Here is an 18,191-nt window from a genome sequence, read left to right as displayed (position 1 = left end):
CATGGTATCGGGCTTTGAAATGTGCTGGGACGGTCGTACAAAGGGGCCCTATATTGCCCCTACAGTTAAATTCTGGAGGCAGAAGGACTATTGGATGTCCTGAACTCGTTACAAATCACGGCAATTAAGCAGCAGGCATAAGCTGCCATGGCAACCAAGTACCCCCATGTGAGGCTAAGCTGATGCTTCGGGTATGCCAACATAGTCGTGAGAATAAGAGCAATAAGAGCTACAGCCGTACAAACTATGATCTTGTTAGTTGGTACTGACATTAACGCAGCACTGCCAAGGAAGCTCACCAAACACCAAGCAGCAATGACGAAAGACCATCCCAATCGATACGGAGAATTGTAAACATCGCGATTCAACCACATATCTATAACGATGGGTGAAAAAATAAAAACCAAGCTTGCACTTAAAGTGACCAGAAATAATAACATTAGCATGAAAAGTGCGTAATTCCTTACCTCTCGCTCTGGACCATGATTTTCGATTAATCGAGCACTTAGTATAAGATGGGGTAAAATAGCAGCAGCTAGGGTTACTGTTAAATTTGATGAAAATAGACCGAACCGCCAAAATAGCGATTCGTCCGCCGACAACTCTGGGATCACAAATGCTGGGATATTTAGGGTGGGAGCCGCCACCAGTAACGAGGCCAAGCCTCCATTTATAGAAAAGGGCAATACCTCTCGCCAAATAAAGGGCAATCGGCGCACCTTAAAACTAGATATCATAGCCCGAAAATCCCGCCGCATAATGAAATATAAAAAGCCCAATATTGAAGAGGTGGAAGGCACCCCTAATATTATGATCAGTAAAATATCTATATTTTTAATATTGAAATAAAGAGATATGAATAACATTGTTGAGCAAATAATTAAACTTGATATTTGGAAAATGTTATTTGATATATTTTTGCTTTCAGCAACGGCGACGCTTTGTGATATCGAGCAAATTAATCCACAAGTTATTAATAAAGATACTGGAATTATATAAAATGTTCCATTAAAAATAGAATTTATCAGCATAATTATAAAAATTATAATCGAAAAAGCGGCGCAGAAAATAAATGCGGTGCCGATCTTTTGAGAATCTGAAATTATTTGGCCGTTATTTCTTAGTTCAATAATCTCTCGAACCACTACTCCTGATAATCCCGATTGAGCAAAACCCAGCGGCAGTAAAAACCCGGTCGATGAAATGATCGTAGTAAGTTCGTTGGAGGTTATCTCTCTTGCAACCATTCCGATTGCAAAAATTGAGTACAATATCGAAGCGCAGGCACTTACCACAGCGCTTACTAGAGCGGTTGGGATATTCGCTCTCATAAATTCTACATTATGACAGAAGGTTCAAAGACGGCCCAAACTTGTCTATACCCTCGTCCCTCGGAGCAGAGGAGCCAAGCTTCGTCATCTGACAGCATAGTTGTAAATGGGAGCGACAGTGGGTCCCGCGATGCCTGCTTTATTATCTTTACCTTGTAGGCTCTGCCGGACCGTTTTATTAGCGTCGATAAAACCACCTGGGAGCCGATATCGCGAAGCCGATGAATTTCTACAATTATAATGGCACCATTAAGAGCTGAAAAGACAGCTTCAGATAACAGTGTATATTCTGCGCCCTCAACATCAAATAAGACAACACTCTTATTAAGAGGCAGGTGTGACGCCAATTTTATTATACAAAGTTCGTCTGCCTTGCCCCGTACCGTTAATTTTTCGGACACTGAGTTTAATGTCGCCGAGCTGACTAAAATATTTCTAGATTTTTCACATTGTTCGAAGGCGATTACCCGTTCTGCTAACCCACTCGTCAAAACGCCGAGTGCATAAAAGCCATCAGCAGCTCCGAAATTAACAAATACAGAACGTTTGAAAAATACCTGCGGCAGTAAGTCACTTACTTCTCTTTCGTAAATGCCCAAAAGCATAGAGCCTCTATCGGCTCTGCTCCACGATGACTTAGGTTTTAAAATCAAACCCTTAAATGGACCGTATGCAACGGTATGATTTAGCTCGGCGCTCAACCGAGTTCCGATCCTGATTTTTTCGCGTGTTAATAGTGACCGATATCCTATTCTAGAAAGGATCATCCGTGCCATTTTTACGGCAGTCTCAAAAAACCAAAGTTTGATACGTTTTCGCGCACCTTAGCAAAATTTGAATTCATCACCTATTTGATCGCATCAGAGAATTTACTCGCCGCTTTAATGCTTTAAGCGGCCAAATGACATCGTACCGTATATAAACTGGTAGCTTTAGCTGTTCGATTTCTCTCTCGTATAAGGTGTTGTAGGCGTGTCCAGCGCCCAGCATCCAGGGCTTCCTCGAGCCTGTAGCGTGCGCAATGCATCTGTCCAAGGCAACTCCGTTATCCGACGGCGTGCGGTTTAGGCGGATTGGCAGTTCTTTCCATCTGTTTTCAAAGGCGATATTTAACGCATCCTGATCTAGATAAATGGAACTCTTGGAAAGCACTGGTAGTAGTCTTTTGGCTTCGGTTAAAAGAGTAAATAACTCTTCCTTTTTTTCTCGACAATTCATTATAATGACGCCAGCGTTAAAGTAGGGCTTTCCGGTTACGTCTTTTTTTGTTTCGCAACGTGCTGAGATTGGAAAATCTTCAGAAACGAATTGGCCTATATCTAAAGTATTTGTTTTAAACACTATGTCAGTGTCGAGATAACAGACAGGTTCATTGCACTCAAATAAATCCATATAAAACAGTCGATAGCAGACTGATGGATGAAAATGAGTCTTAAATGAAAATTTCTGTAAAAAATTCATATCATTTTTTGACAAAGATTTGCATTCAAATGAAATATTTTTCAAAACGGGGGAAAGGTATTTGTTTTTTATTTTTTCAAAATGTGAATATGAATGACTATCTGTTATTACGTCTATTTTTATTATTGAATCAGATCTTTTTGAAATAGACGAAACGGTGCAGGCAAATCCTCTCCAATAGTTTTTCTGATAAACTAAAGTAAATCGATTGATTGAATTTTTATTTAAATCGGCTTCATTCATTTTAAATCCAATTTTTATGTTTTTGTGAGCAGAAATTTTGGAGATTTGAAAATTTTTGAGCCTCCACACCAAACTGCCGATAACGCAAGCGGTCCTCAAGCGCGCCGCAGTGCGCGCGTCAGGCACGCCGGCCAACCGCCGGCGCGTCCGCCTCGCCCTCGCTGCCGTAGCCATAGGCGCCATAGCCATAGCCGTAGCCGTAGCCGTAGCCGTAGCCGTAGCTATTCTTGCTCGGGTCAATCTTCGTCACAATGGCGCCCAGTATGTTGCCGCCCAGCATCGCCACGCGGTGGATCGACGCGCGAATGCCCCGCACCGGCGCGCCCTCCGGCTCCACCACATATACGAGGCCCTCGACGGCCTGGCTCAGCAGCGGCGCGTCCGACAGGCCAAGCACGGGCGGGCAGTCGACGATGACGTGGTCGTAGCGGCCCTCGAGCATGCGCAGTACCTGGCTCAGGCGGTCACCGCTCAGCAACTCGGACGGGTTGGGCGGCTTGGGGCCCGAGGTCATGACGCTCAGGCCCGCCAAGTCTGTCTCGAGGGCGAGGGCGCCTACGTCATCGGCTCCGGTCAGCATGTTGCTGAAGCCGCGCACGTTCTTGAGCCCGAACATCTGGTGCACCGACGGCGAGCGCAGGTCGGCGTCGACCAGCAGGACTGTCTTCCCCGTGCGGGCAATGATCTGCGCCAGTGCGAGTGCGGAGGTGGACTTGCCCTCGCTCGGCTTCGTACTCGTAAGGCCCAAAGAATGTGGGACGCCGTGCGTGGTCGCAAAGGCCAGAGCCGAGCGGATGGAGAAGTAGGCCTCCGACAGATGCGACTTGGGGTCCCGCAGCGCCTCGGCTGGGTCGCCGTGCGCGAGCGGCACATTGCCCAGCAGGGGCAAGCCCAGCAGGTTGGGGACGTCCTCGGGCGCGTGGATGCCCTGGTTCATCTGCTCCAGCGCGAATAGGGCGAGGAGGGAGCCGCCGAGGCCCACCAGCAGCGCGACGGCTAGGTTCAGCGGAATGCTCGGCGCGGAGGGCGTGCGCGGAATTTTGGCCTTGTCGACGACAGAAATGTTGCTGGTGCCGATGGCGCCGGCGATGCCGATTTCCTTGTAGCGCTGGAGGAGCGCGTCATAGAGTTGGCGGTTGGTGTCGGCGTCGCGCACGAGGACCTGATGCTGAATGCTGTCGCGCTGCTGGCGGTCTAGCTGCGACTTGAGGCCGCCCACTTGACCCTCGAGGGCCCGCTCGCGGGCGCGGGCCTCGGCGTAGCCTTGGCGCTGGCTGGCGCCGACGCGCGACGCCTCGCGGGCGATCGACGCGTCGAGCGCGTCGATCTGTTCCTTGATCGCCAGCGCCTCGGGATATTCGGGTTCAAATTGCACGAGGAGGCGGGCGTAGTCTGCGTTAAGTTCGCCGCGGCGCTGGCGCAGGCTCGAGATCGTGCTGTTTGCCAGTGCCTCGGCGGACGTGTCGGAGGCGCCGGAGGTTGTCTTACTCTGCGCGGCAATGCGGTCGGTGCGGGCGGCGATCAGTGCGGCGTTGAAGCCCTCGAGGTCTGCCGAGGTGAGGGTCTGCTGCGTCTGCGTCTTGCCCTCGGCGTCGCGGGTCGTGCTGAGTTCCACGATGCCCCTCTCGCTGGCGTAGGTGACCATTTCGCGCTCGGACTTCTCCAGCCGCGCGCGCAGGTCGCTCAGGCGCTGCTCTAGGAAGCGTCGCGCGTCTGCGTTGGAGGCGTATTGGCGGTCCATGCTGGCGCCGATAAACTCGCGCACCCACGCGTCGGCAATCCTTGAGGCGAGTTCGGGCGATCGGCTGGTGTATTTGACGTTGACGAGCTTTGACTTTTTGACGGGCTCGATGGTGACGTTTTCAAGCAGTAGTTTCATAACCTGGCGCCTGCGGGCCTCGGGGCGGTCGGAGCCGTCGACGCCGTGGCTGTCAAAGAAGGCCTCCTGCTCGTGCAGCTTGAGGGAGACGCCTACCCGCTCGGCCAGTGATTCTGCCTTGAGGAGGGCGTACTGCGTGTCGTAAAATTCTAGGTCTCTGCTCTCAGAGGCGCGGTCGATGCCCTCGACGTTGGTGACGTTCTTCTGCTCGCGCGAAATCTCAATCTGCGATCGTGCGGTGTATTGCGGTGACATGAGCAAAGTCACGATCAATCCAATGGCGAGGCTGGCGGCGATGATGCCGGCAATGACCCAGCGCCAGCGCAGCACGACCTGCCAGTATTGCAGTATCTCGGGCGGCAGGAGGCGGTCGTCGTCTCCCTGCGCCAACTGCAGGCGCGTCTTCTGCGGCGAGAGTGCCGCGCGCGCGTCGCGGGGGTCGGCCTGCATATTGTCTGGATTGTCGCGTGTGTTCATGGGTGTACTCATTTTATGCACCGCGCGGGGCGGGTGTCTTTTGTTAACGCGCGAGGCGGGCTTTTTTGTTACCGCGCGAGGCGGTCGATGGCAATGACGAGGGGCCCACTCACGAGGGAGAAGGTCGTCAGCAAGTCCTTGACGAGGCGCGCCGAGGCGTCGTCGCCGACCATGACGAGGTCGTTGGGGTAAATCTCGGGGTCGGGGTATGCGCCCTGGCGAATGTAGTCGACGTCGTGGACGGCGGCGAAGCGCTGGCCCTTCACCGTGCGGTAGATGATGACATTCTCGAGGTTGGCAAAGTCGCCGGGCCCTTCCGCGACGGCCATGACTTGGAGGAGCGTCATGCGGCCGGTGACGGGGTAGAGGCCTGGCTTCTTAACCTGGCCCTCGACCGTGACGATTTGGCTGACGGCCTCCTTGAGGTTTACCGTCACCTGTGGGTTTTTGATGTAGGTGGCGCGCAGTCGTTGGGCAATTAGGGCCTCCACCTCCCCCGGCGTGCGTCCGGCGACGTCGATGATGCCCGCGAGGGGGAATGACATTTTGCCGGCGGCGTCGACCTGGATTTCGCGGTCCGTGAGGCCGGTGACGTTGAAGACGTCGACGGTGAGGCGGTCCAGCGGTCCCACCAAGTAGGGGCGGGTATTTGGCTTGTAGTCAGAGGCGTCGGGCGTGGGCAGGTCGCGCGTGGGCATTACAGTCAGGCCCGGGTCGCCGCCGACGGGTGGCGTCGTGGCGCAGGCACTCATTAGCAGGGCGCCGCCTGCAATGATTGTCAGCTTGGCTAGAGATTTGGTATTCATTGGGGCGTCAGGCTCCTTGGGCGTCAAAATATTGAGGTGCGGCGGGGCGGGGCTGTGCCGGCAGGGCCGCCCATACTGATGCGAGTGCGATGAGACAAGCCAGGGCCGGCGTGCGCGCGGGGTAGTCGGAGAGGGAGGCGAGGGCCAGTATCAGCAGCACAGTGAGGCCCGCCGCGCGCAGGGCCTGAAAGTCATCTGGCGCCTCGCCCTTGAAGACTATCGCCGCGCGTGCGAGCCACGCGCAAATAGCCACCGCGGCGATGGCCAGTCCAGGCAGGCCGCCCGTGAGTGCGACGTCGAGCCAGTCATTGTGTGCCTGGTTCATGTAAACTCCCATCAGCAGCGACGTCGGCTCATTGGCCTCGTAGACTTCCCTGAATGCGCCGAGGCCGATACCCCACGGCTGGTGGAGCGTGATCATGTCGACCATTGTCGGTAAAATGCGTGCGCGCATGCCCTCACCCGCCTCGGCCTCCATTAGGCGGTCGATGGCGAGGTCGCGCTGGACGTAAATGGTGACTGAGACGAGGGCGGCGGTGGCGAGCGCAGCGAGGGCGATCTTGGCCTTGCGCGAAGTCCAAACGCCGTCGGGGGCCACGGGCTTACTGCCGGCGTTTGTGACGGCGGCGACACTGAGGAGGGCGATGGCGCCCATTAGGAGGCCCGTGCGGGAGCCGGTGACTAGGATGAGTGGCACGAGAAATGCGGTGGCGACAATTGCGGCGACGAGCCACGGGTCAAACTTGCCGCCGACGTGGCTGGAGGCGCCCGCATTGCTTTTTCGTAGACGCACCGCGGCAAATGTCAGGGGTATGAGGCAGGCGAGGAGCGCGGCCTGGTGGTTGCGGTTGGCAAATAGGCCGACGGCCGATCCAAAATTTGTGACGTCGTAGAAGTAGAGCGGACCTTGCGGGTCGCCAATAGTCTGGAGGAGGGCGATGATGGCGCTGGAGGCGCCCGCCGCGAGGGCCAAGAGTAGTAGCCTTGACAGGTCGCGCGCCCCCAACTGGATGCAGGTGGCGAGGAGTGACAGGGGCACAAGCAGGGCCCAGAGTGAATTTTGCGTCGCGGGCGCCCACAGTGACAGTGGGCGCCACGCCGATCCGAGGCCTGTGGAGGCGTCGATTTCGCTCACGAGGCCGCGCCCGTGCAGGGCACTCGCCGCGCCAGCGGGCAGCGGCGCGAGTTGGAGGGCCAGCAGTGCGGCGCAGAGTAATGCGATGGCGAGTGGGACGCGGTAGTGGCGGATGTGCGCGCGACGGACGTTAAGCAGGGCGACGCCCAGCCCGACCACGGCCAGTGGGCGCAGAACTTCGAGGGACGCGACTTCGGGCCGCGCACTGCCGCCAAGCGCGAAGGCGCTGGCGAGGAGTAGGCAGGCAAGGCCAAGCGTGCCAGGCGAGTGCGAGGGGCCGGTGCGCCGGTCGGCCAATGCAGGGGCGCCGCGTTGCGTGTGTGTGTTTGGGGGTGATTGCATGTCAGATAGTGTTTAAAAGTTCGGCGCGGTATTTTGCAACGCCGGCGCCATTGTGTTGCGGGCCTCGGGCCAACACACCCCGATGCGTTGGGCGTGTTGGGGGTATCTAAAAGCGCGGCCGCGAATTCTAGTGGCATCCAGAACGGCTACCGCACGGCGGGTGAAAGCCCACCGCTGAGGAGCATTGGCGCGCGCGGGGCGCCGCCACGTGGCAACTATACCTAAACCGAGGCTGAGGCGTTACCAAAGCCTCATAAAATTTGTCGGTGCATATCGCCGGCAATTAATACCGTCAATTTTTTAAAATCTTCCCCCGTCAGGTGCCCTTACCGTCCGCGGGCCCGTCGCCCCACTGTTGGCGGTGCCTGCGTGTCACAAGCCACGCCGCGCCATACAACACCGCGGCGGCAATGAGGCCTGGCGTGCCCATATCGGGCGCGCTGCATGCGACCAGAATTGGTCCGCCCGCCAGCGCAAGATACACCGGCAGCCCCGCACGCCAGCCGATGTAGCGATCTAGCCTGTGGTGGAGGTGGTCGTGGTCACTCGTAAATGGCGAGGCGCCGCGCTCGCTGCGCTCGGCAATGAGCCTGAACATGTCGAGGCCGGGTATGGCAAAGAGCGCCGCCAGTTGGGTCGATGAAATCCCGCCCGGCTGCGGCGAGAGGCCGTGCGCGTATAGGCCCGTCAAGCCAATCAATGCCGCGAGGCCGTATGTGCCGCCGTCACCCAAAAACAGTTTTCCCCTGAGGTTGTAGTATCCTGTGACTAGCAACGAGACCGCGACCCCGTATAGCGGCACCTGCAGATGCGTCGGCACGTAGAGGCTCAGTGTCAGGCACCAGATTAGACTGAGGCCGATGACCAGTCCATTGCGCCCGTCGGCCATGTTCACGGCATTGGTAAACGCGAGGAGGCACAGGGCGGAGAATGGCGCGGCCATGTATCCCAAGGAGACGGAGACGCCGAAGCCGGGCGCGGCCAGCGACGCGACGCTGAAGGCGGGATATAGATACGTAAACAGGGTAAACATCGTCGCAGTGACTGCGAGCCGAAGGCGTGCCGACAGGTGGACGCGGTCGTCAAGGGCGCCGAGGAGCATGAGGGTGACGACGAGGAGAGAGAAGCCCGCGGCGGCGGTCGGTGCACTATCCCAACCACCAGAGAACCCACGCAGCATTGCGTCGGCGCCAGTCAGCAGCAGTGACGGCAGAATGACGGCAATGCCGCCGACGAGGGGCGTGCTCCTCTCGTGGAGGCTGTGCGCCTTGGCCCTCGGGTCGTCGATGAGCCCGAGGCGTGCGCCAATCACGGGGGCGCGGCGGCACAAAATCAGGGTGAGAAGTCCGGCCGCGGTCAGGTACGCGAGAAAGCTGGCGTCAGGCAGTGGCAATTCACTAAACCCCTTCACGTGGCAGCCATAGGGGCGAGTTGGTCGGCGCGGACCGAGACGCTGTGCTCGGTCCCGAGGAGGCTCAGCAATACGCTGACGCGGCCGCGGTCATCGAGGGCCTCAATGGTCGCAATTTGGCCGGCGAGTGCGCCTGCAGTAATTAGGATGCGCTCCCCTGTCCGGATATACTCCGGCAGCCTAACGATGACGCCGTCGCTGCAGCGAGACATTAAGAGGTCGATCAATTCTTGGCTGACGGCGGACGGCGCGCTCAGCCTCGGCCCCACGAGGCGGATGACGCCCTGCGTGGAATTGACCGCCAGCCAGCGGTCGACTTTGATGTCGAATTTTACGAAGATATATCCTGGGAACAGGGGAAATAAGACGGTGTCCCGCTTGCGCGCGTGGCTGCGGGTGCGTTGGAAGCGTGGGTAGAACGTTTCAAAGCCCTGCCGCGCCAAGTGCAGCGCAGCGTAGGCCTCCTTTTGCGTCAGAACCTGCGCCACGTACCAGCTGGCGCCAGTCGCGTTTGTTGTCCGAGGCAAAGGCGACCGAACAGGGTGCAGGGGATTTAAATTTCCAACCCCTGAGCCACGAGATTTAACAAATATTTTTTCTATTTTTGAGACTGCGCCGACACTGATATATTGTTTTTTATTCATTTTTCAAATTTCCGAGAGCAGTGATGCGTTCAATTCTAAAAATATATTCGATCATATTATAGGAATAAAATTGTATATTTAAAATTAAGTCTTTGTGTCGGATATTTTGTTAAAAAACTCTAAAATTTTCATAAATTATTCATAATTTTTCTGATTTCTTGGCCAAAATGATAGTAGCGCTTTGCCAACATCTTTCCAACAAAAAATGCCATAAAACGTAGTTGAAAATCTCTAATGCGAACGCCGCTCTAGTACCCCCGCACCGAATGCAGTCAATATTGAAAGTAAATAGCTTTGTTGAACGGGAATTTTCCGTTCGGATTTCCGGCCAAGCGTGCATTTAATGTTGGGAGTTTAGAAGATATCTTGCCTGCTGGCGGCGTAGCTCACACGCGACGGTGATCGGGAAGTGCGGCGGAGATCGCGGCGGAACTGAGCTAAGCTAGCAGTGGCAGGGGCGCCGCGCGAGGGACGCGGGGGCACATTGGGGCACGATCGAGGCCTTCAATGATGGCGCCTCGTGCGCGGGACGCAGGTGATGTTCGCGAATTTATGACAATGGGGGGGCGAATCAGGCCGGCAGATAGTGCCGGCAAATGTTCTTGGTAAACTTCCATTTATGAAACATTGAAAAGTCAACAAAACTTACCTAAGAGGTCGCGGTATTTTGTACGCCATCAATTAATTGAACAAAAAGAAGTAACGGGATGGAGAAGAGAGACGCGCTGTTAGAGAGCTTCCTTGAGCTGCGTGGGCGCAACTCAGGCGGTACGGGGCTGGATTTACTGTCGTCTAAGGGGAAAATTTTGGCGACAATGCTGCAACACAACGAACTCACGGTGAAGGACATCCCACACCTTGCCGGCGTTTCGTTTCGGACATGTTTCCAACAGTTGCGCTTTCTGGAGCAGATCGGCGTCATAGAAAAAACCCTTGACCCACTTGACAAGCGGAGACACATTGTTAGAGTGAATCGGGAAAAGTTATATTCGAGCCTGTCCGGTACGCACGCAGAGATTTAGAAAATCGGGCTTTTTAATCGTTAATTTTATCTTTCATTCGTTTTTGTGAATACTCAGAAAGGGCTTCGCCATGAAAAGTTTCAAAATCTGCCTGGCAGCCTTAGCCGCGGCGTCTCTCATTGGATCGCCAGTATTGGCGCAGACGCTCTCACCTTCGACAAATGCCGTCGGAAATGAAAACGTTAAGCGCGTCGCTGTGAAGGCTGAGGGTGAAAGAAAGCGACGCTCGGGCGTGGTGTATGGCGCAATTGGGGTCGCGGCACTCATTGGCGCCATTGTCGCACTGTCATCGTCATCAAATGATAGTCCAGCGAGCCCCTAAGCGCGCGCACCTCTCAAATCCACAGGGGCGGCCTTTCGGCCGCCTTTTTTGTGATTGAGCCGCATCTGAGTGCGCAGCTAGGAGACAAGCTAAACCACACAGCGAGATGCACCGCCGACTGCTGACGGTCAGCCTTGCTATTGAAGGCCGACGGTTGACGGACGCAAGGCCGGCGCGCGCAAATACATAGCCGCCAATGACGATCATGTCCTCAAGGCCTCGAGATCTTCGGGCGGGATGGCCGCCGCCGTGGCACCCTGCAACTCCCCGAACGTCGCCTTCAAATACTCGTCGCGCGTGACGCAGGGGGAGGTGAGGTCTCCCTTCGGGCGAAGCGCATGAATTGGCGAAGGACGGCCTCACCCCCGCGCGACTTCAGACACAGGCCCTCTTGGCTACCCAATGGGATGCGCGCGGCCCGCCTCTGTTTCCAGTCGCACGCGGCGGCGGCGCGGAGAGCAATTTCTCCAGGAAGTTTCGCGTGGGTGGGCGCAGAAATAGACGACATTGCGTGTCCGACAAGATACACGGGCGGGGCGGCTGAGGCTGTGTGGGGGGGTGAGGCGTGATCGGTATTGCGGCCAATCTTCTCTTTCGATCACCTGGGCGTTACGTCCACCGAGCGTAAGCTAAACTCGGCGCCGAGCTGATTGCTTCCGCCCGCCGCCTGCAAAATCAGGAGCTGCGCGCGACAATCATTGCCGATATTGAAATCTTGCATTTGCGCAAAATTGCCCCCGCGTATGTCGGTATCGACAATCCATTGGCCGACGGTTCCGGCAGACGTCACACACTGCAATTCCCAACGAATTTCAGCATCTGACACAGCCTCAAGCGCCAAGTAATCCGCCTGAAAGCGATAATTCCCAGGCTCAAGAAACAGCAATTTCCGCATAACTTCGCCGCGCTCCCCCGACCCTGCAAAGGCGGCAAGCGAAACCCGTCCCTTACGGTCGGGTTGCGAAAATGATCCGCCAACGCCGACATTTTCGACGACCTGCCAGCCCATGGCCGGATAACGGACATTAACCGTGTCTTTGGTGAGCGCCCCCGACTGGAAGGCGGCAGACTTGCTGCCCTTGAGGGTGAGGTAATATTGCCGGAAGGCCGGAAACATATTCTTAGCCGCCAATTTCCCGAGCAAGGCATTGGACAAATTTTGATAGACTTCCTCTTCGGGCAGGCCGCCGGCCTTCACCAAAACATCGGCCAAATTCGCTGGGTTTCCCACGGTATTGATGGCTTCGCTGAGGTAGGATGGCAGCCAGTTGGGCGCTTGCCGCACAATGGGCGCCAATGCAACGCGCACTTCAGGGTCATTGAGCGCGCCGGTCAGTGTCGGGAACAATATCGGGAAGCTGCTGGGTGTTGTGCGCATCGCGATGTCGTAATGATAGAGCGCCCGTTTCTTGTCGCCGCGCGCCACGGCATCCTCAATCAGCCACAATTGGGTGCCGATGTCTCGGCGGGATACTTTGTGTGACAGCAACATCAACTCGCGTGCTTTTTTGGTGTCGCCCCGCACGTCAGCGACATAGCCAAGCAAACGGATGGCCACCGGATTTAACGCACCGCCGCGCAGCGATTGCTTGGCCATTGCCTCCACCTTGGCCACGGTTGCAGGGTCCTGCCTTTCGGCAAACATTTCGTCGGCTTTGCGCGACAATGCCGAGGGATGGTCCGGCACATATCGTAACGCAACATCGGGATTACGATCCCAAGTAATGCTTGCCACCGCGTGAGTGAATGAGAGCCGGGCGAGATAGCCCGTGACAAACAATATGAGGGTGATTTTGATCCAAAAAAAAGGTGATTTCTCGCGCAAGGCCGAAAAACGCGTGGGGCCATTTAGCTCTCTCGACATGGGTTCGCACGTTTCCTCTTAGAAGGCCACTTATTGGTGAAGACGGACTACTACAAATTATAGTACTATGTGGCCCAAATTTTGGACAATATATCTAGTTTATATACTTTTATATGTACTTTACTTCAAGTACCGATCATTATTGTTCGCTTACGCTACTCCCGAAACCGTGCCATTTTGATGGAATGGAATAGGGAACAGAAATGCAATCGGACACGCACAGCCTCCGGTCCCCAATTGAAGCTGTGAGTGGGGGTAAAGCTCACGCCAAAGAAGGTCAACAATGCTGTCACCAACTTGGGCGTCAAGTCTGAAAATGGCCCCGAGTTGATTGCCACTGCCGTGAATGTGGGGACAGATCGTGGCGCAGACGCCTTACATCACACCGGTTAGCCCGCGGGAGAACGGCTATTGTGGAACCTTCAACGGCAGCTTGCGTGACGAGTTGCTTAATGGCGAAATCTTCTACAGACTTGCCGAAGCCCAAATCCTGATCGAAGCATGGCGGCGGCATTACAATACTGTCAGACCACATAGCTCGCTTGGTTATCGCCCACCCGCACCACAGACCATCCCTTGGCCAGTGCCGTCCTCCGGTTCCGCCTCGCTCCACCTACGGTCAACACTGGCCAAGGAGGCAATCATGCACTAACAATCAAACCGGACCACTCAATGGGGGCCGGTCACCTACTTCGGCAGGGCGCAATCCATCATCAAACAACGCGAAAGGATCAAACAACAGACTATCGAATATCGGCGCTTGCAACACCGCAAGCTCGCTGCCTAATATCAACCCAACTGATGAACCTAAACACTCACCTGTTTTAAACTGCAAACAGTCTCAAATCATCTGACGACGGACACTACACCTCTCCGTGTGACCAGTAGGCGAAGCGGCTGAAGATCTCTCGCGCTTCTGGTGCTGCAAGTGCGACACGACCATGAAGATGAGTGTGGTTGTTTATTATGAGCAAGTCCCCTTCCTGCCAACGATGACGTTGCATTACATGGTCGTGGGCATCAATGATGGGATCGATATCAATGGAGTCCCACGGTGACATGTCCTGCCAATACACCCCATTATGCGGGCGAGTAAAGACGTTTCCAGCGTAGCTCGGATGGGTCACCAATGGAAGGTGGGCAAGAAAGCCATTTATAAATCGCCGTCTTCCAAGAGTATCTTCCGTCACTGCTTTCGCATGATAGTGAAGGTGTAGATGCTCATCTATATTAAAATTGAAAGATATACTCTTATTTACCTCAAACATCTTTACTAGCCGTTTAACAGATGATGTTGAAAACTCTAGGTTACATCGATCCTTCGGCCAAGATAATTCATAGATGACCTTCTCTTTTTCAAGTCGCTCTGCGATAGCTGTTGGGAGGGCATCAAAGAAAGCGGCGCCGTCAAACAAAGAGGTTTCTCCGCCTGCACCTTGGGGCGCGGTCTTACACCACAGTAGGCCAACATCAGGTGGCGGTAGGCAGGGCCTGTAGTAGCCTTCTGCATGTGCTAACAAATGCCCCGATGAGCGTACCTGTAAGGAGAGGCCGTCGGGGCTTGATTGGTTGCGATCATGGCGGGTTGCTGACGTATGAAACTGCGAGAACCAAAGTTTTGAAACCTGTTCAAACTGCTCGACACTGCACACTTCGTCTCTGATGATAAGCCAGCCTTGGGCGTCAAGCTTTTCCTTCAGGTCCGATGGGTTCGGGAGTTCTCGGAGAGTAAGCACATTATTCACCATGGGCTTCATGTGCTCAGACTTTGGGAAAATCGTGTGGAAGGTAGTTGGTGATTGAGAGGTCTATGAGGCCACCGTGCGGATCGGTGATGGTCGACTGCCGTTCGCTCAAGAGTTTCCCGCTCTTCGTGGGTCGGATATCGAAGGTTATGGAAACCATGATATTGTTAGGATCTCTTATGGCCCGTCGGCACTCCTCAACGCACTTTAGCAACCAAACCTCGGCCGTCTTTCGTTCTAAACCGAGCTTCAAATGAAGACCAATGATACCGAGCTGTGCATCGATCTCGCGTATCGAGAAAATGGACACGTGAAAAAGATTGTTATCAGTCTCAGAATTGGTCCACCCAATTAGAGACACATCTGCTTTTAATGTTGTTCCATCCCAATCAATCGTGTTTATTGTCCAGCGCTCGTTGGCTTTTTGCTTTGCCAGGTAGTCCGACATGAGTGGTTCATATCGGGCGGGTGCAACTCGGGTGCCCGTAGTCATAGCGGCTGCTCCATTCAGGATTAGATCGGAAGGGTCGGGTGGGCTCGGTGATGTTCAACGACGTGCGCAGCCCGGCTGAGTAGTTTGCGGCAAATCTCGCTTGAAGCGTCGCCGGACCCCGGCTGCGCAAGCCAGTGTTGTGCCGGCTGCAGTAACACCTTGAGTTTCGAGACGGCGCTGGGATCGACCCTGTCCTTGGATGTGATCAGCACATCAGCGCGATCGAACGGGAATGACATTCTCTGGAGATCTGCAGCACCCACACCGTAGACAATGGCTTCGACGTGGCGCGTATTGCTTGCCCTGAGCCAGCTGGCGGAATCCTGCGCGAAGGCGAAGCTGGGATAGTCCTTGGCCAGCATCTGACAAAGCGCGGTTAGGTTGATCCAGCTTTCTGGCGACAGTAGCAGCGCAAAGACGGGTATCCGCCCTTGGCCGGGCACAATCTGTGGCAGTAGTTGACGGGGAAGGTGGGGAGCCAGTTGCGGCTGACCGTTGACCTCGCAGATCCCGCCGCCCGTCTCGCGCCAGGACTGTGTGACGTCGGGCAAGATTAGATCAACGCCCGCCAGATCGAGCTTCAGAAGACGCGTCGCATCAATGGCCAGTGCTGCATTGTCGGGATGGATGTGGTGCAGTTCAATGCCTTGGCGGGTGCCGCCCCGCGACACGTTTGCGGCGCCAGCGAGCCGGACGCGCTGGCCCTCTACTGGCACGCGGTCCATACCCAAGCCCTGCGCTGCCAGCCAGATGTCTGCCTCGGCGTCCAGAACGATGGCTTCGCGGCCCTGTTCGGCCATATGATCCGCGCCCTGCAGTGTTTTTCGTTCGGCACGTCTAGCGTTAAGGGCAGTAACCAACTGCGTAATAGACTGTCGTCCATCTCCAATCACGCAGGCGGGTCTTCGGCGAACAGCCCAAAACACCTTGCCATCGAAAACCTGAAACCTGAAGTCACCGCCAGTTAGAAACTGCTCGACGAGAATGCGCTTGCTTAGCTTGCCGGCGTCTGCGAACGCATTCTTTACATGTTGGTCATTGGTGAGGCCGGCATGAACACCCAGGCCCCCATCAAGGTCAGCCGGCTTAACCACAACCGGGTATCCAATCTTTCGCGCAGCGGCCACGGCTTGATCGGCTGTGCCAACAGACATCTGGTTTGGAACAGGCAGACCAAAGTCTCGGAGGATCTTGGCGCAAAGCCGTTTATCACGGGCGGCCATCGCGCTGAGTTGCGGGGTCTGGTCGGTGAAGGAACTATCCAACCAGCGCGATCTGCTCCCCCAACCGAACTGGTAGATGTTTCCTCCCACATGGCGCCAGGGAATATCGAGCGCGTTAGCCGCAGCCAGGAAGCGTATCGTGTTGATGCCTCCTGGGGCCTTGGACCGCAGCTGAAGGGCAATTTGATCAATTTGCGCCCGCACAGTGTCTTGTGCGACAGAGGCTCCAGCCAACAGTGCATTAAAGAGATTGATGGAAATCTGCAGAGCGATCTGTGGAGCCGGATTGTCAGGGTTGATCGCTGGCAACCCGGCAAGCCATTTTGTTTGGCCCGCCGTTACCCCTACTCTTATGGCCGTGCTTCCTCCAAAATCCGGCATTCCCAGGCCCGCCAGAATCGTGGTTGCCAATTGTAGGACATGCCGGATCACATTATCATCCTCGGGTAGGATTTTGATTGTTGGTCCATGGTGTCCGGAAGACAATTGTGAACCGAGAGCACGGCAGATGGCATCATGGGTCTGGAGCACTGTGGCAGGGACGGGTCTATGCTCAGTATGTAGTTCGACAACATAGGCTGCCTGGCGCATGCCGCGCCAGTAGCCGGATTCGAACCGCGATTTTCCAGAAAAAACATGTAGATTCAATTTATTAGCTGAGATAATTGGCGGAGAAAAATCCATAGACTTCCAATATATTACCGACTGGCGCTGCTCAATTGTAAGTTGAATTTGCGAGTTTCACAATGTTCTTTAGCCGCCTATCGGCAATATGAAAGATGTCCCACGAGTCCGTACAGTCCTACATGCACCGCCTTGTCGCTGGGAACGCTGGCGGGTGTGGCACGTTGATCGAGCGTGCGGCGGAAACTGGTCGCGCTGATGACCGTGTTGGTGAAGTTGCGCGCCTGCAGATAAGCGATCGCATCCACCGCCCGCGGCCCGCGATGCACCAGCCGGACGCTCGCATTCTGCCCCCCGGTGCTGCTGTTCGCCCCGCGAAAACGCAGCGTTCGGTTATCGCCGAACACGAGCCCGCGCACCTGCAGCTCCGTCAGATCATCGAGCGGCGCGACTGCCCGAATCCCGACCGACCAGTCGCGATAGCCAGCCCTGGCCGTTGCGGGCACGCGCTGGGCGAGTGGCGTCGTGAAGAAACCATCACCGCGCTCGAACCGGCCGGAAAGGGTCGCAAAACCGCCGCCGAGATCGGGCGAAAGGCTCGCGGTGATCTCTTGCGCATCGTTGCTGCCGTAAAAGGCACTGCCGTCCACCCCCGGCAGGTCGCGCCGCGTCGCGCTGACCAGTTCGATCGTCCCCGCCACTGCGCCTGCGCCGAACGCCCCCGCGCCGCCGCCGCGCGTCACCCGCACCGCCGACAGCCGGTCACCGACGATCGCGGTGAAGGGAATATGCCCGAAAAACGGTTCGGCCACCGGCACCCCGTCGAGCAGCACCAGCGCCCGGCTGGAGGCATTGCCGCCCAGCGACCGCAGCGTCACACCCTGCGCTGTTGGGTTGGCGGATCGGCTGTCCGATCGGCGAAATTGCTGAAACCCGGCGACATCGCGGAGCACATTTTCGACCCGACCCGAGGCATCACCCGCCAATCGTTCCCGCTCGATCACGACCGATCCATAGGCCGGCGCACCCGGTGGCAGCGGCAGATCGCTATCGATGACGACAATGTCTTCGACAGGCAACGGCGGCACGGTTTGAGCGATGCCAGGCGCACACCACAGCGCCAGGCAGCTCAAAGCCGCGGCCAAATGCAACGGGCGATCAGCACGGAT

At 56.0% G+C, this 18,191-nt stretch carries 13 protein-coding genes and 3 pseudogenes; 3 read left to right on the top strand and 13 right to left on the bottom strand.

All coding sequences use genetic code 11. The annotated features are described in order from the left end of the window. Positions 1-65: 65 nt before the first annotated feature. The 8 genes from Q0N43_RS01545 to Q0N43_RS01510 form a co-directional block, all read right to left on the bottom strand. On the bottom strand, positions 66-1,331 hold the full coding sequence (locus tag Q0N43_RS01545) for a hypothetical protein (protein ID WP_295441478.1): 1,266 nt from the start codon (positions 1,329-1,331) through the stop codon (positions 66-68). Positions 1,332-1,336: 5 nt separating this feature from the next. Next, positions 1,337-2,107, bottom strand: a complete 771-nt coding sequence (locus tag Q0N43_RS01540; RefSeq protein ID WP_295441475.1) for a hypothetical protein — start codon at positions 2,105-2,107, stop codon at positions 1,337-1,339. A gap of 67 nt (positions 2,108-2,174) precedes the next feature. Then, the gene (locus Q0N43_RS01535) at positions 2,175-3,224 is read right to left on the bottom strand and encodes a glycosyltransferase (RefSeq protein WP_295441473.1); all 1,050 of its coding nucleotides are present in this window, start codon (positions 3,222-3,224) and stop codon (positions 2,175-2,177) included. Beyond that, positions 3,154-5,391 carry a polysaccharide biosynthesis tyrosine autokinase gene (locus Q0N43_RS01530; RefSeq protein ID WP_295441470.1) on the bottom strand — a complete coding sequence of 746 codons (2,238 nt, stop codon included), beginning with the start codon at positions 5,389-5,391 and terminating at the stop codon, positions 3,154-3,156. Before Q0N43_RS01530 ends, Q0N43_RS01535 begins: the two co-directional genes overlap by 71 nt. A 68-nt stretch (positions 5,392-5,459) precedes the next feature. Beyond that, positions 5,460-6,197 (bottom strand): polysaccharide biosynthesis/export family protein, encoded by a 738-nt coding sequence (locus tag Q0N43_RS01525; RefSeq protein ID WP_295441468.1) that lies wholly within the window; start codon positions 6,195-6,197, stop codon positions 5,460-5,462. 7 nt (positions 6,198-6,204) lie between these two features. Beyond that, positions 6,205-7,629, bottom strand: a complete 1,425-nt coding sequence (locus Q0N43_RS01520; protein WP_295441466.1) for an O-antigen ligase family protein — start codon at positions 7,627-7,629, stop codon at positions 6,205-6,207. 361 nt (positions 7,630-7,990) lie between these two features. Further along, positions 7,991-9,067 (bottom strand): glycosyltransferase family 4 protein, encoded by a 1,077-nt coding sequence (locus Q0N43_RS01515; protein WP_295441463.1) that lies wholly within the window; start codon positions 9,065-9,067, stop codon positions 7,991-7,993. A gap of 14 nt (positions 9,068-9,081) precedes the next feature. Then, the gene (locus Q0N43_RS01510) at positions 9,082-9,729 is read right to left on the bottom strand and encodes a transcription termination/antitermination protein NusG (RefSeq protein ID WP_295441460.1); all 648 of its coding nucleotides are present in this window, start codon (positions 9,727-9,729) and stop codon (positions 9,082-9,084) included. A gap of 707 nt (positions 9,730-10,436) precedes the next feature. On the opposite strand from Q0N43_RS01510, the gene Q0N43_RS01505 reads away from it, so the two are divergent. Beyond that, on the top strand, positions 10,437-10,751 hold the full coding sequence (locus tag Q0N43_RS01505; protein WP_295441457.1) for a hypothetical protein: 315 nt from the start codon (positions 10,437-10,439) through the stop codon (positions 10,749-10,751). A gap of 920 nt (positions 10,752-11,671) precedes the next feature. Here the strand turns inward: Q0N43_RS01505 and Q0N43_RS01500 are convergent. Then, a complete protein-coding gene (locus Q0N43_RS01500) occupies positions 11,672-12,937 on the bottom strand; it encodes a hypothetical protein (RefSeq protein WP_295441455.1) in 1,266 nt (421 codons plus the stop codon). A 303-nt stretch (positions 12,938-13,240) separates the two neighbouring features. Here Q0N43_RS01500 and Q0N43_RS01495 point away from each other — a divergent pair. Both Q0N43_RS01495 and Q0N43_RS01490 read left to right on the top strand, forming a co-directional pair. After that, positions 13,241-13,589: pseudogene (locus Q0N43_RS01495) on the top strand (transposase); the annotation flags it as partial. A 36-nt stretch (positions 13,590-13,625) separates the two neighbouring features. Beyond that, positions 13,626-13,724 (top strand): annotated as a pseudogene (locus tag Q0N43_RS01490) (pyruvate, phosphate dikinase); the annotation flags it as partial. Between the two features lie 76 nt (positions 13,725-13,800). Here Q0N43_RS01490 and Q0N43_RS01485 read toward each other — a convergent pair. From Q0N43_RS01485 to Q0N43_RS01470, 4 genes and pseudogenes are all read right to left on the bottom strand, one after another. Next, a complete protein-coding gene (locus Q0N43_RS01485; RefSeq protein WP_295441453.1) occupies positions 13,801-14,694 on the bottom strand; it encodes a TauD/TfdA family dioxygenase in 894 nt (297 codons plus the stop codon). A 4-nt stretch (positions 14,695-14,698) separates the two neighbouring features. Then, positions 14,699-15,175: a hypothetical protein gene (locus Q0N43_RS01480; protein WP_295441451.1), complete on the bottom strand. Its 477-nt coding sequence runs from the start codon at positions 15,173-15,175 to the stop codon at positions 14,699-14,701. A 20-nt stretch (positions 15,176-15,195) separates the two neighbouring features. Continuing rightward, positions 15,196-17,082, bottom strand: coding sequence for an acetate--CoA ligase family protein (locus tag Q0N43_RS01475; protein ID WP_295441448.1), 1,887 nt, complete (start codon positions 17,080-17,082; stop codon positions 15,196-15,198). 146 nt (positions 17,083-17,228) lie between these two features. Next, positions 17,229-18,110, bottom strand: a pseudogene (locus tag Q0N43_RS01470) (TonB-dependent receptor plug domain-containing protein); the annotation flags it as partial. Between the last annotated feature and the right edge of the window lie 81 nt (positions 18,111-18,191).

This window comes from Sphingorhabdus sp. EL138, from assembly GCF_945882965.1.
Taxonomy (GTDB): domain Bacteria; phylum Pseudomonadota; class Alphaproteobacteria; order Sphingomonadales; family Sphingomonadaceae; genus Sphingorhabdus_B.
Note: the sequence above shows the minus strand (reverse complement) of the source record. Positions and strands in the feature narration are given on the sequence as shown.